The organism is Phytohabitans sp. LZ39 (assembly GCF_059359075.1).
Window position 1 is genome coordinate 139996 of record NZ_JCADBM010000003.1, and the last position, 12735, is coordinate 152730.

The window sequence follows — 12735 nt, forward strand, 5'->3', positions numbered from 1 at the left end:
CTCCTTCCGCACCGGCGCGGTCCATCACGCCGTGGCCAGTCCGAAGGTGGCGACCGCGCCGGCGACCAGGCAGGCCACCCCGGCGGCGAGGATCCAGCCCGGCTCGGCGAGCAGGGTCATGGCGAGGCCGGCGAGCACCGTCACACCGGCGAACGCGGCCAGCGGAAACCGGCGCCGCGGCGCGTGCACCGGCGCCACCGGAAGGTCGGCCGCCGCCTCCGCGGGGTCGAGGTGGCCGCGGAGGAAGAGCCGGAAGAGCAGGATCAGCGAGGGCACCAGCACCACCGCCCCCACGGCCACCGCGGTGACGACGGCCTCCAATGTGGAACGGCTCGCGGCGGCCTGCTCGATGGTGAGGCCGGGCAGGAAGCGGGGCCGCTGCGCGAAGGCCCAGCCGGCGACGATGGCCGCGACGGCGAGCGCGGCCGAGGCGCGGGCGGCCTCGAAGCGGGCGCGCCAGACCAGCGCCAGCGTGGCCACCCCCGCCGCGACCGAGATGGCGACCATCAGGGCGCCGCCGCCGCGGGTGAGGCCGTGGTACAGCTCGGGCGCGTCCTGCCGGACGACGACGAGCCCGCCGAGCGCCAGCGCGCCGGCGCAGAGCCCGGAGACAAGTGCCCGGGCGCGAAAGTCGCGTTCGAGCGTGCCTTCGCGGAGGCGGTGCGCGTCGGCGGCCAGGTAGACCGCGGCCAGGTACGCGCCGGTGGCCACGGCGAGGGCCCCGACGAGGATCGACGTGGGGTTGAGCCAGCTGGTCACCAGGTCGCCCGCCGCGTTGCCGACCGGCACCCGCCCGGAGGCGATGCCGCCCACGACGGTGCCGAGCGCGAACGGCGTGAGGATCGACGAGACCGCGAAGAGGTTTTCGATCGGGCGGCGGCCGGGGGCGTCTTCGAGCTGGCCGCGCAGCGCGTACGAGGCGCCGCGCAGGATGATGCCGACCGCGGCGATGAACAGCGGCACCGCGAGCGTGGACGTGATCGAGCCGAACGCGACCGGGTACGCGGTCCAGCACACCACGAGCACGAAGACGAGCCACACGTGGTTGGCCTCCCACACCGGTCCCATCGCGTGGCGGGCGTGGTCGCGGGTGGCGGAGGGGCTGGCCCGGCCGGCGCCGGCGAGCAGCCCCCACAGCCCGGCCCCGAAGTCGGCGCCGGCCAGCACCGTGTACGCGGCCAGGCCGGCGAGGATGAACACCGCGGGCAGCTCAGCCATCCCAGTCAGCCTCCAGCGGCACCTTGCTGAACCGGTGCAACATCCACCCGACGCCGGCAGCGAGTCCGATGTAGACGATGACGAGCGTGGCGTATCCGACGGGGATGCCGGACGCGCCGGTCACCGCTTCGGAGGTGCGCATCACCCCGTACACGATCCAGGGCTGCCGCCCGACCTCGGTGGTGATCCAGCCGGCGATGAGCGCGACCACCGACAAGGGTCCGGCGGCCACGACGGCCCAGTAGAACCAGCGCGGCCTGGGCAGCCGCCGGCGTCTGAGGCGGACGTAGAGGTAGACGGCGCTGATCAGCGCGAGCAGCAGGCCGATCCCCACCATGACCTGGAACGAGTACCGCACCACGTTGACCGGCGGCTGGTCCTCGACCGGCACGGCGTCGAGCCCTTGCACCGTCGCGCCGGGGTCGTGGTACGCGAGCAGGGACAGCAGCCGCGGGATCGCGACGCCGTACACCACCTCGTTGCCGTTGTACCAGCCGAGGACGTGCACCGGCGCGCCGCTCCTGGTTTCGCCGAGCCCCTCCATGGCGGCCAGCTTCACCGGCTGGTGGTGGGACACCTCGCGGGCCGCCCAGTCGCCGATCACCACCTGGAGCGGCGCGGCGACCGCGGCCGCGGAGAGCGCGACGGTCAGCGCGGTGCGGTGGTAGCGGTCGCGGCGCCCGCGCAGCCATCCCCAGGCGTACGGGGTGGCGAGCAGGAAGCCGGTGACGATGTAGCCGGCGAAGTACATGTGGACGAACTCGTGCCAGAAGAACGTGTTGCCGAACAGCGCCTCCCACGGATCCGCGGCGACCGCCCGGCCGTCGCGGAGCGTGAAGCCTTCGGGGTGGTTCATCCAGCCGTTGACCGCGATGACGAACAGCGAGCCGGCGACCCCGGCGAGGGCGATCGGGATGCCGGACAGGAAGTGCAGGCGCGGCCCCAGCCGGTCCCACCCGTACACGTAGATGCCGATGAAGATCGCCTCGGTGAAGAACGAGAACCCTTCGAGGGTGAACCCGAGCCCGAACACGTTGGCGAAGCGGGCCATGAACTCCGGCCACAGCAGCCCGAGCTCGAAGCTGAGGATCGTGCCGGTCACCACACCGACGGCGAACAGCCCCAGCATCACCTTCGACCAGCGCCGCGCGAGCGTGCGGTACAGCCGGTCGCCGGTGCGCAGGTAGCGCCACTCGCAGAAGAGCACCAGCGCGGGGAGCGCGATGCCGAAACAGACCAGCGGGATGTGCACCGCCAGCGACAGCGCCTGCATCTGCCGTGCTTCGAGCAGGTAGTCCTCGATGCTCACACCCCCAAGCGTCCGGCTCCCGGCCACGCTAACGCCGCGGCACGCCACCCGCGCGGTGAACGGACGAACTGCCGATGGACACCTTGGACAGGCGAGTGCGGGGTGAGACCGTGTGTGGCATGAAATTCGACGTGTACCGGTTGGTGCTTCCACTGGTGCCCGAGGCGGTCGCGCTCGTGGCCGGCCTGTTCGTCTTGATCGCATTCCGGCGCCGGCTCGGCGCGGCGGCTGCCCCGGCGTTCGGCGGTGTCGGCCTGCTCGCGCTGGCCACCGCCGGCGAGGTCGTCTGGACCTACTGGGTGCTGTCCCGCGAGTGGGCGCCGGTCAACGTCGCCCCCGAGGACGGCTCGATCCCGATGCCCACCGGCCTCCAACTCGCCCGAGACCTCGACGAGCCGGTGCGCGTCGCGCTGCTGATGATCTACCTGGTCGGGCTGGTGCTGCTCGCCTCGGCCCTCTTCGCGGGCCGCCGTGCCGCGACGATGGCGGGCAGAGCCCGATGACCGATCAGCTACCCCTCCTGCACGCCCTCACCACGGCGGCCGTCTGCGCGGTCGGCCTGGCGGCGGCGGTATTGCTGCGGCGCCGGCTCGGCCGCGCGGCCCTGCTGGCGACGGCGGGCTTCGTCGTGCTGGCGGTGGCCCAGGTCGCCTCCTACCTGTGGATCGACCACCTCGCCGGCACCTTGCCCGGCGCCGCCCCGGAAGAGCTAGAAGACATCGTCAACCGCGCGGCGTGGGTGCGCGCGGTGTCCGGCGCCGTCTCCGCCGCCGCCCTGGCACTGCTGCTCACGGCCCTCCTGACCGGCCGCCAACCCGCCCCCGAAGAGAGCGCCGTCGGAGGTCGCCGCTGATCGACGTCGCCGCCGCACACCAGAAGGTCACTGCTGCACCGGGCGGCCCGGGGCCATCCCGGCGCCGCGGAGACCGCCGCGCTCCTCGCCGCCGCCATCGACAACCCGCGCCTCCACCTTTCGGTGGCCGAGCTTGTGTAGCGCCGCGGCGGCGAGCCCGAGGGCGACGGTGGAGGCGATCGCGCGGACCAGGTTCCAGGTCACCCACGGTCCCTCGTACGCGGCGCGTACCCGGGCCGGGTCGGCGATGGCGTCGGGTGCACCGGCGGCGGCGAGCTCCTCGTTGAGTGGCACGCTGACGCCCATCGTCAGGGCGAGGCCGCCGACGCCGTAAGTGACCGCGGCGAGGACGAGCAGGATCGTGGCCGGGCTGCGCCACCGTCGCAGGCCCAGCAACGCCGCGAGCGCCGTCACCGCGAGCGCGCCGAAGAAGCTGACGGCGAAGCCGGCGTTGCGGACGTTGGCGTTGATCGCCTGCATGGTGGCGATGAACGTGCGGTCGTCGGTCTCGGCGAGCCCGACCATGACCGAGCAGGCGTACGCGTAGAAGAAGCCGGCGATCAGCCCGAGCAGGACGACGGCCACCCAGGTGACGGCAAGTTGTTTCCGCATATCCGAACCGTACGGTACGGTTCGGCTATGACGGCATCCGGTGAACCCCCGAGAACGCCCCCGAGATCCACGCGCGGGGACGGGCTCGACTCGGAGCCGGCCGCCCGGGGCGGCCAGCGAGCGCGACCAGCAGAGTCCCGCGGCGAGGCCCGGCGGCAGGCCATCCTGGACGCGGCCGCGCGGATCCTCGAACGGGACGGCATCGCGGCGCTGTCCACCCGGCGGATCGCCGAGCAGGCGCACGCGTCGAAGGAGACAATCTACGCCCACTTCGGCGGCCGGCGCGGCCTGCTGGCGGCGCTCGTGCTGCGCCAGTCGACCGACACCAACGAGCTGCTGCGCGCGGCCCTGGACACGCCACCGGCGCGGCCGGTGCGCCCGGCCCTGGAAGCGGCGGTCCGCGCCCTGCTGGCCCTGCTGACCGGCGAGCGCTCACTGGCCCTCAACCGCGCCGCGATCGCCGGCGTGCCGGGCGATCCCGAGCTGGCCCAGGTGCTGCACGCCAACGGCCGGGCGACCACCGGGCCGCTGTTCGAGGCGGTCCTCGCCGAGGCCACGAGACGCGGCGAGATCGCCTGCCCCGACCCGGCCGAGGCGTTCGGCGTGCTCTTCGGCCTGGCCGTCCGCGACACGCAGATCGCCGCCTTGCTTGGCGCCAGCACCCCGCGAGTCGTCGACGGGCGCGCCGCCGACGCCGTCGACCTCTTCTACCGCCTGTACGGCACGGGTCAGACGGCGGCGAGCAGCGCGTCGAGCGGGCGGGGCAAGGCATCCCGGTCGACCGCGGCCTCGACGAGGAGGCGGGCGTAGCGCGACTTGCGCCGCGCGCCGCTGCCGAAGAAGCGCCGCATCTGCGCGTCGAGCTCCCGGCCGCGCCAGGCGGGCTGGCTCTGCAACGAGCGGAACGAACCCAGGTCGCCCTGCGACTCGAACAGCTCCTCGACGTCCGCGGTGCCCACGGCCCGGATCAGCTCGTCTTCGAGGTCCTGGACGCAGACGTGGAAACCGAGGTGCTCGACGTCGCGAAGCCCGCGCCGGAAGATCTCCTCCTCGTGCAGGTCGCACAGGCCCGCGAGCCGCATCCCGGCACGCAAGCCGGTCAGGAATCGGCCGATCGCGTGCGCCCCGCCGATCGGCACGACGACGATCCGCTCCGCCTCCAGATCCCGGCCACGGCGCGCCGCCGCCGTCTCCACCGCGATCTGGTCGCTGATGCCCTCGACGAGTACGGCGGTGGTGGCGTCGCCGAGCTTCGCCACGGCGCGGGCCGTCGCCTCGATCGGGGCGGTCGGACCACTCACGTAGCCTTCGAGCGCCCGGCGGGCGAGCTCACGGCGGTCGGCGACGTCCATGCCGCATGATGGTCGACCCGCGCGGCGGCCGACAAGCCATTAACGCGGTGTCAGAGCCATCCCTGGTCGCGCGCGAAGATGATGGCCTCGGTGCGGTTGCCGACGTCGAGCCGCCCGTAGAGGGCGCGCAGCATCCGAAACATCATCCGCTCGGAGTAGCCCGCCCGGCTCGCGACCTGGGCCATCGTCTCGCCGCGGGCGAGCTCCCGCAGCCACTCGATCTCACGCTCCAAGGGCACCTCGCGGCGCTGTCGCCGGCCCGGGTCGAGACACGCCCGCAGTACGGCGATCGGCAGTACGGTGCGGCCGTCCGCCACCGCCGCGCACACCTCACGGATCTCGTCCGCCGCCGCGTGCCGTGGCACGGCACCGACCGCACCGGCGTTGAGGGCGCGAAGGTACGCCGGGACGGTTGGGTCGTCCAGCACCGCGATGACGGCCACCCGCGACCGGGACTGGCACGTCTCTTCCAGCAACGTCCAGTCCGCGGCGTGGCGCAGGGTCAGCAGGACGAGGTCACCGGCACCCGCGCGCACCCAGGCCGCGAGGTCGTCGGGGGCGTCGTGGGCGAAGCCGGCGCGCTCCAGGACGTCGCTGAGCCCACCGCGAAACATCGGTAGCGGATCGACGATGGCGATCCGGACCGACATGACCTTCATGCCCCCAAGGGAGTCGACGCCGAACGCTGCACATGCTCGCTGCCGTCTGATCGGGTGGCAACACAACGCACCGTCACGTGCGGACTTCGGTCATGAATCCGACCATCATGGCAGCTCCCTGCCACGACATGCGTCATAGACCGGCGCGATGGACGCCACGTAGCGTCACTGTCACACGATGTCGTCGGTCGGCTCGGTTTCCCTCGCCGGGAGGGCTGCGATGGTCAACGACGGTGGCGACGTTTGGCGTCCCCGGATCCGGCGCAAGGCCCGCAAGCCGCGTCGCGGTTCCTCGCTGGGCCCTCTAATCGTTCTTGTGATCGTCGTCCTGGTGCTGATCATGCTGTCGAAGGAATCAGGCGGCTAGGCCTTCGTTCGCCCGGCGGACGCCGGCCAGGATCTCGGGGTCGCCGAGCAGCCGCAGCATCAGCCGGATGCGGCTGATGCTGCCCCGTGCCCGCCCGCCCGAGATCTCCCGGGCCAGTCGGACCGCCTCGACCGCGGCGCCGGCGTGGCCGGGGTTGTCGGTGAGTGCCAGGCCGCACAGGGCCAGACCGTGTTGCTCGTGGACGGCGTAGTCCCGGCCGTCGTGCCGGAGCCGCGAGCTGGCGCTGACGTAGGCCCGCGAGAACGCGACGTAGGCCCGGTCCGGGTCTCCCTGCCGCAGCGCGACGATGCCCTGGAGGCTCAGCGCGCCGACCGCCCTCGGCGGGCCGGCGTACAGGCGACTCGCGGCGTTGACCGCAGCGGCGGCGTCGTCCGTCCGCTCCAGCACCGCGTACGCCAACGCGAGGTTGAGGTACGCGCTCCGGGTCAGCTTCGGGTTCCGGGTCTGTATGCCGATCTCGGCCGCCGCGACCGCCGGCGCGACCGCCCGGTCGGGATCGCAGTCGTCGACGAACGCCGCAGCCTCCTGGTCCAGGCACTGCCCTTCACGGAGGACCTCGCCGGCGGCGTTCGCCAGCGACCGTCCTTCCCGCGCGGCGGCCAGCGCTTCGGTCCACTCGCCGAGCTGGGCGTGCGTGAGGGCCCGGTCGAGGCAGAGCAACGACCGCAACGGTCCGCTCTCCCTGGCCGGCAGTCGATCGATCGCGCGCTGAGCCTCGGTGTACTGCCGCAGCGCCGCCGGGAACTCGCCGATCTTGGCCAGGCACAGGCCGAGGCTCAGCCGGGCGCCCACCTCCTCGACCCCCATCCGGCGCAGCCGGCACTGCCGTACGGTCCGCCGATACAGGTGCAGCGCGCGGGATATCCGGCCTTCGTCGTACCAGGCGCTCGCGAGCTGAAGGCGCAGCACGATCCGATCGCCGCTCAGCCGGCCCTTCAGCCGCATGGCGGTGGTCAGCTCCTCGACCACCAGCGCGTAGTCCTCCTGCTGCTGGCGGGCCGCGACGAGGTACGACAGGTTGTGCGCCTGGTCGTCCGGGTCGGTCAGCAGATGCTTGAGCTCCGTGCGCCACCGGATCAGCACGTCGCTGTTGCCGGACGGGATGAGGTGCTCGTCGTCGAGCTCGGTCATGAGGTCGAGCGCGCGGTCGTAGTCGCCGGCGCGGATCCGCAGGTGCACTTCGGCGAGCCGCGGCCGCAGGTCCTCCACGCCGGTGACCCGGCCGATCGAGGTGTGTGCGAAGTAGTCGGCGGCGCGTAGCCGCAGCGCCGGCACGCGCTCGCCCGGCGGCATCGTCGACAGGACCAGGCGCTGGTCCGGCTCCGGCGGCAGGAAGTACTGGCCGTCGTCGTGCCGCACGACACCGCGCCGGTGCAGGTCGCCCAGGACCGCGCGGCTGTCCGGAACCGGCCCATAGGGACGCAGCAGATAGGCGACGGCCGCCGGCTCGACGGCACGTTCGTAGACGGCCAGCGCCTCCACGACCCCGCGCTCCACCTCGCTCAGTCCTTTGTAGATCCGCTCGAACAGCACCTCACCGGGAGGCTGCTGGTCCTCGCGGAGCCGCCGATCCAGCTCGGACACGAGGTCGCGCACGGACCCGGACGGCGCCTTACGGCAGACCGCGGCGAAGAGCTCCAGCACGCGCGGTACGCCGCCGGTCAGGTCGTGCACGGCGCGCAGCAGGTCGTCGGGCGCGTCCGCGATGCCCAGCGACCGCAACAGGTCCATCGCGAACGGCGCGGGAAGCCCGTCGCCGAGCGGGACCTCGGCCGCCCGGTTGCCCAGGGCGCGCAGCAACGCCTCCGGACGCTGCCTGGCCACGACGACGAACTGGAACCCGGGCCGCTCGGCGTGCAGCAGGCCGAGCAGCGTCTCCCGCAACTCCCGGTCGCGCAGGTCACCGTCGCGGTCGAGCTGTTCGTCGGCGTCGTCGAGGATCACGACGACCCGCTGGCCGGACAGAGCCGACATCACGTGGTCGAGCTTGCCCACCCACGGCACCGGATCTTTCAGCCGCAACCGCAGGCGCGCCTGTGCCTCCGGGTCCTCGACGAGCGCCGCCAGCTTGTCGAGCAGCACGCCGGCTCCGATGTCCTGGTATCCCGCGCCGGACAGGTAGAAGAAGCCGTCGACGGCGTGGGGCGACTTGTCGCGGGCGAGCTGCTGCCGCAACCGGTAGATCAACGCCGTCTTGCCCGAGCCCGGCCCGCCGACGACCGCCACCAGGCCCTTCGTAGTATCCGCGACCGCGTCCTCGAGGCGTTTCAGCTCGACGTCGCGATCCCGGAAGCCGGTCGCGATCACGACCGGTACCTCGTCCACGTACCGCAGCGCGGCACCGACCGCCGGGCGCGACGGCATGTCGGTCGGGCTCGCCGCGGCGCCAACCACGGGCGGCGCCTTCGGCTCGACGGCGGGCGGCGTCACGCGCGGCTCCCGCTCGCCGGGCGGCACGTCCGGGACGTCGCGCAGCCGGAGGAACTCCCGGACGGCGTGCCCGGCGACCTGGAAGAACCACCGCTTGTCCGCCGGATCCACGCTGTCGTACGTGAGGTACGCCAGCGCCGCGGCGGCGAGTGAGAGCAGGCGCTGATGCCGCCACTCCAGCCGCACACCGTCCGAAATGGACCCGCAGCCCCGGTGGATCTCCCGCAGCGCGTCGGCGACCCAGATGTTCAGCGCCGCCGGCCGGTCCGCCCGTGGGTCGAGCACGAACCGGCGGAGGCTCTCGCGTGTCGCGGGGTCGCCCGGCGCGCGTTCGAGCTCCTTCGCCGCGACCGACATCGTCAGCGTCGCGATGTCTCTGGTCAGCGGCGCGTCCAGGGAGAAGGCGGAGAGGTCGATCAGCTTCATCGCCGTGAAGAGCGGCGGTTCGGGTGGGTCGACCGGCACCAGCGCGTTGTCGAGGTGCAGGTCGCCGTGTGCGCGGCCGGCCAGGTACTCCATGCGGAAGTCGTGCAGCTGGGAATCCGGCTCGGCCATCCGGATCGGGTTGGGGATCAGTCCGGTGCCCATGTCGATCCAGCGAGCCACACCCACGTCGAGGCCGGGCCACAGCGCCTCGGCGACGGCCCGGATCTTCACGAGCGAATCGCGCAGCTCGATCCGGAGGTACTCGTCCGCGACCGTTGCCAGGATGAACGGCGCGTTGGCGTTGGGCCAGAGCGGCACGTTCCACTCGTCGATCAGGATGCGCGTGAGGTGCCCGCACGCCTCCGCCCGAAACTCCTCCGAGACCTTCGCCAGAGTCGTCGCGCCGTCCAGGCTCCCGGCGGGATCCTGGAACATGATGTGGCGGCCGTCGTCCACCGGCTGACGCGTGCCGTACTGCTGGACGAGTCGACGGCGGGCGAAGTCTCGGGCCGCCGGGTCCGTCAGCGCCCGCCGGTGCCGCCCCGTCTCCCCGCTGTACGGCCCGGCCGGCAACACCTTGGCGATGAGCTTTTGGCCGTGCGGGTTCGGCTCGCTGCCGGCGAGCATCAGCCAGATCGCGATCAGGCGGGAGCCGGAGTAGCCCCGCGCCTCCCAGCGGAAGCTCGGCAGGCGCACCCAGCCGTCCTGGCCGGCCGCCCACCGCCGCAACGCGTTCGCGACGGCGTCGTCGTCGACGAAGGCCCGGACCTCCGCGAACTCGGCGTCACGCTGTGCCGGATCCATCGGCCGCGGCTCACGGTGCGGCGGGCGTGAAGCGGGCCTCCAGCTGCTCCTTCCGGTACTGGAAGTCCGCCTCGTCACGGTCGTGGTAGCGAAGGAAGAACCACCTCGGCGTGCGCGGCTGCTGGCGGCGCATCTGGAAAAGCAGATCCTGCACCCGCCGGGCGAACTCGGTCCACTCCGGACCCGGCGCGAGCGGCTTCTTGGCGTGCTCGGTCACGAGCGCGTGCACGCGGGTCCGCTCCCGGGTGTTCGTGATCTGCGACCGGTAGCTGTCGAGGCACACGAGGAGGAGGCCGAGCGACGGGACGAACCAGTTGCTCATCAGCTCGGTGATGCTCAGCTGGGCGACGATGCCGACGGTGATCCCGGCGACGCTCCAGAGCACCGCGAGCGCCAGCAGCAGCCGCGCATAGCGCCGCCGGACCCGCGACGCCCACGCCAGGTCCTGCTCAAGGCAGAACAACGTGTCGTAAGGCGGTGGGACGTCGGCCACGATGTAGTACGTCCGGTAGCGGTTTTCGTCGCCGCGGTACTGCCGGCTGAGCTCGCTCACCTCGTCTTCGGTCACCGGGTCGCCCACCGCCACCTGGTTCCACGGGAGGTCGAACAGCTCCTCGGCCAGCATCTCCTGGAGGGTCGCGCTGGTGCGCTGGTGTCGCGCGGCCCACGGCGCGACGGCCGTCGCGTAGACCACGACCCAGACCGCGCCGAAGACGGCGACCGTCGGCGCCGCCTCGGGCACGATCCGCGCGACGACGCCGAGGCTCGCGGCCAGCGCCGACACGGCGAGGCTGGCGGTGTGGGCCCGTTGCGCCCGCTGGTGGGAGGCGGCGATGGCCCGATGCAGGACGATGGCGCGCCGCCGCTGCTGCCGCTCGACGAGCCGCTGGGTGTTCGCCATGCGAAAAGTGTCCACGAGGACACCGACGGTATTGAATGCCTACAAGGCTGAAGGAATACGGCCGATCATCCGGTACGCGATTCGCGGATCATCCCCGACCGGAGTGGCAACGCCACCGTGACCAGCAGGGCCGCCGCGAGGGCGCCGAGCAACGTGTACCCGCCGGCGGCGAACGCGGCGGTCGAGCTGAGGGCGGCCACGGCGGCCAGTCCCCACACGGCCGCGTCGACGGCGCCTTCCACGCCGGACCGGTCCGCCGCCGCGAAGCCGTCGGCGAGGCTGCCGCTGCCGCCGACGAAGCAGAGGTTCCACCCGTACCCGAGCTGGAAGAGCGCCGCGACGCGCAGGCCCTCGTCGCCGGGCGCGATCGTGAGCTGCACGGTCGCGACAAGCATGGTGAGGAGCCCGGCGAGCATGATCGGGCGGGCGCCGAACCGGTCGAGCAGCCAACCGGTCAGCGGTGACAGCGCGAACATGCCCAGCGCGTGCGCGGACAGCGCGGTGCCGACCGAGCCGAGCGGGGCGTGGTGCTGGTGCATGCCGAGCGGTGCCGCGGTCATGAGGCCGCCCATCACGACCTGGGCGGTGGCCATCACGGCCAGGGCCGAGCGGGCGGTCGGGGTACGGGTCAGCACGCGCAGCGGCACGCGGGTCCTCGTCTCCTCGGGCCGTGCGCGCGGCAGCGCGAGCGTCGCCGCGGCGGCGAGGGTGGCGGCCAGCGCCGCGAAGAGGAACGCGTCCGCGAGAGCCAACCAGCCGAGCAGCAGCGGCCCGCCCACCGCGCCGAGCGCGCCCGCCCACACGACGACGCCGATCGCGAAGCCGTGCCGGCCCGCCGGCTGGTGCTCGGCGGCGGCGTAGCGGGACAGCAGCGCGGCCGCGTTGCCGAGCCCGATCAGGAGCATGGCGGCGCACAACGCGACGACGTGGCCGCCGCTCACCGCGGGGACGGCGAGCAACCCACCCGCGGCGGCGGCCGCGTAGCCCCAGGTGAGGCTCGTCCGCCAGGCCCAGCGCCGGCGCGCCCGGGTCAGCAGCATCGCGCCGAAGCCGGTGCCGAGGATGGCCGCCGTGTTGGGCAGGGCGGCCAGGGCACCGCCGACCTGGTCCGCCGCGACGATCGTGCTCACCGGGCTGGCCGTCGCCAGCGCGGCGTTCATCAGCGCGGCGGCGACGAAGAGGATTACGGTCATGGATTTACGGTAGGAAGGACCATGGTTCGCCTACAGAGGCTGTGGACACCCATGCGGCCCCGCCGCCTCTTGATTGGAAGGCGGATTCGCGGGACGCTTTCCACATGAAGGAGCTGGACCAGACCGACTGGCGCATCCTCGCCGAGCTACAGCGCGACGGCCGCCTGTCCTACAACCAGCTCGGCCGCCTGGTAAACATGTCGTCGCCCGCGGTGGCCGAGCGCGTCCGCCGGCTCGAAGAGTCCGGCGTGATCGCCGGCTACCAGGCCCGCGTCGACCCGGCCAAGGCCGGGCTGCCGCTGACCGCGTTCGTCCAGCTCCGCTGCGAGCACGGGCGCTGCCTGCTCAAGACCACCACCGCCGGCGACTTTCCCGAGGTCGTCGAGATCCACAAGCTGAGCGGCGGCTTCTGCTCGATGCTCAAGGTGCGCGTCGCGTCCATGTCCCACCTCGAAGGGCTGCTGGAGCGGCTCGGCGAGCACCGCGAGATGCACTCGCACGTCGTGCTCTCCACCCAGTACGAAAACCGCCCCGTGCAACGCCCCGCCGAGGAGCGGCCAACCACCCAATCGGCCGGCTGGAGCCACTAG

The 12735-nt window shown here is 72.7% G+C and carries 13 protein-coding genes; 5 read left to right on the forward strand and 8 right to left on the reverse strand.

What is annotated here, in order from left to right; all coding sequences use genetic code 11:
• Nucleotides 1-24: 24 nt before the first annotated feature.
• Both AC5L36_RS07235 and AC5L36_RS07240 read right to left on the reverse strand, forming a co-directional pair.
• Complete coding sequence (locus AC5L36_RS07235; RefSeq protein ID WP_441220866.1) at nt 25-1218, reverse strand: cytochrome d ubiquinol oxidase subunit II; 1194 nt, start codon at nt 1216-1218, stop codon at nt 25-27.
• A complete protein-coding gene (locus AC5L36_RS07240; RefSeq protein ID WP_441220868.1) occupies nt 1211-2527 on the reverse strand; it encodes a cytochrome ubiquinol oxidase subunit I in 1317 nt (438 codons plus the stop codon). The genes AC5L36_RS07235 and AC5L36_RS07240 overlap by 8 nt, the downstream gene beginning before the upstream one ends.
• Before the next feature lie 119 nt (nt 2528-2646).
• Between AC5L36_RS07240 and AC5L36_RS07245 the strand changes: the two genes are divergently transcribed.
• Complete coding sequence (locus tag AC5L36_RS07245) at nt 2647-3030, forward strand: hypothetical protein (RefSeq protein WP_441220870.1); 384 nt, start codon at nt 2647-2649, stop codon at nt 3028-3030.
• Entirely contained in the window at nt 3027-3380 is a 354-nt protein-coding gene (locus AC5L36_RS07250) for a hypothetical protein (RefSeq protein ID WP_441220872.1), read from the forward strand. The genes AC5L36_RS07245 and AC5L36_RS07250 overlap by 4 nt, the downstream gene beginning before the upstream one ends.
• A 27-nt stretch (nt 3381-3407) precedes the next feature.
• On the opposite strand, the gene AC5L36_RS07255 is transcribed toward AC5L36_RS07250, so the two are convergent.
• Nucleotides 3408-3992 carry an anthrone oxygenase family protein gene (locus AC5L36_RS07255; protein WP_441220874.1) on the reverse strand — a complete coding sequence of 195 codons (585 nt, stop codon included), beginning with the start codon at nt 3990-3992 and terminating at the stop codon, nt 3408-3410.
• Nucleotides 3993-4019: 27 nt separating this feature from the next.
• On the opposite strand from AC5L36_RS07255, the gene AC5L36_RS07260 reads away from it, so the two are divergent.
• The gene (locus AC5L36_RS07260) at nt 4020-4802 is read left to right on the forward strand and encodes a TetR/AcrR family transcriptional regulator (protein ID WP_441220876.1); all 783 of its coding nucleotides are present in this window, start codon (nt 4020-4022) and stop codon (nt 4800-4802) included.
• Here the strand turns inward: AC5L36_RS07260 and AC5L36_RS07265 are convergent.
• On the reverse strand, nt 4721-5344 hold the full coding sequence (locus AC5L36_RS07265; RefSeq protein WP_441220878.1) for a TOPRIM nucleotidyl transferase/hydrolase domain-containing protein: 624 nt from the start codon (nt 5342-5344) through the stop codon (nt 4721-4723). The genes AC5L36_RS07260 and AC5L36_RS07265 overlap by 82 nt on opposite strands.
• A gap of 50 nt (nt 5345-5394) precedes the next feature.
• Nucleotides 5395-6003, reverse strand: a complete 609-nt coding sequence (locus AC5L36_RS07270; protein WP_441220880.1) for a response regulator transcription factor — start codon at nt 6001-6003, stop codon at nt 5395-5397.
• 178 nt (nt 6004-6181) lie between these two features.
• On the opposite strand from AC5L36_RS07270, the gene AC5L36_RS07275 reads away from it, so the two are divergent.
• Nucleotides 6182-6370 (forward strand): hypothetical protein, encoded by a 189-nt coding sequence (locus tag AC5L36_RS07275; RefSeq protein WP_441220882.1) that lies wholly within the window; start codon nt 6182-6184, stop codon nt 6368-6370.
• Here AC5L36_RS07275 and AC5L36_RS07280 read toward each other — a convergent pair.
• From AC5L36_RS07280 to AC5L36_RS07290, 3 genes are read right to left on the reverse strand one after another with little or no spacing between them, the layout of a single operon-like run.
• Nucleotides 6359-10051, reverse strand: coding sequence for an NACHT domain-containing protein (locus AC5L36_RS07280; protein WP_441220884.1), 3693 nt, complete (start codon nt 10049-10051; stop codon nt 6359-6361). The two genes, AC5L36_RS07275 and AC5L36_RS07280, sit on opposite strands and share 12 nt — an antisense overlap.
• Before the next feature lie 10 nt (nt 10052-10061).
• Nucleotides 10062-10967, reverse strand: coding sequence for an S-4TM family putative pore-forming effector (locus AC5L36_RS07285; protein ID WP_494907689.1), 906 nt, complete (start codon nt 10965-10967; stop codon nt 10062-10064).
• Nucleotides 10968-11017: 50 nt separating this feature from the next.
• Complete coding sequence (locus tag AC5L36_RS07290) at nt 11018-12145, reverse strand: MFS transporter (protein WP_441220888.1); 1128 nt, start codon at nt 12143-12145, stop codon at nt 11018-11020.
• Between the two features lie 104 nt (nt 12146-12249).
• On the opposite strand from AC5L36_RS07290, the gene AC5L36_RS07295 reads away from it, so the two are divergent.
• Nucleotides 12250-12735, forward strand: a complete 486-nt coding sequence (locus tag AC5L36_RS07295; RefSeq protein ID WP_441220890.1) for an Lrp/AsnC family transcriptional regulator — start codon at nt 12250-12252, stop codon at nt 12733-12735.

Coding starts and splice junctions, on each gene's coding strand:
- AC5L36_RS07235 (WP_441220866.1), bottom strand. CDS start 1,218: ATGGCTGAGCTGCCCGCGGTGTTCATCCTCGCCGGCCTGGCCGCGTAC.
- AC5L36_RS07245 (WP_441220870.1), top strand. CDS start 2,647: ATGAAATTCGACGTGTACCGGTTGGTGCTTCCACTGGTGCCCGAGGCG.
- AC5L36_RS07250 (WP_441220872.1), top strand. CDS start 3,027: ATGACCGATCAGCTACCCCTCCTGCACGCCCTCACCACGGCGGCCGTC.
- AC5L36_RS07255 (WP_441220874.1), bottom strand. CDS start 3,992: ATGCGGAAACAACTTGCCGTCACCTGGGTGGCCGTCGTCCTGCTCGGG.
- AC5L36_RS07260 (WP_441220876.1), top strand. CDS start 4,020: ATGACGGCATCCGGTGAACCCCCGAGAACGCCCCCGAGATCCACGCGC.
- AC5L36_RS07265 (WP_441220878.1), bottom strand. CDS start 5,344: ATGGACGTCGCCGACCGCCGTGAGCTCGCCCGCCGGGCGCTCGAAGGC.
- AC5L36_RS07270 (WP_441220880.1), bottom strand. CDS start 6,003: ATGAAGGTCATGTCGGTCCGGATCGCCATCGTCGATCCGCTACCGATG.
- AC5L36_RS07275 (WP_441220882.1), top strand. CDS start 6,182: ATGTCGTCGGTCGGCTCGGTTTCCCTCGCCGGGAGGGCTGCGATGGTC.
- AC5L36_RS07280 (WP_441220884.1), bottom strand. CDS start 10,051: ATGGATCCGGCACAGCGTGACGCCGAGTTCGCGGAGGTCCGGGCCTTC.
- AC5L36_RS07290 (WP_441220888.1), bottom strand. CDS start 12,145: ATGACCGTAATCCTCTTCGTCGCCGCCGCGCTGATGAACGCCGCGCTG.
- AC5L36_RS07295 (WP_441220890.1), top strand. CDS start 12,250: ATGAAGGAGCTGGACCAGACCGACTGGCGCATCCTCGCCGAGCTACAG.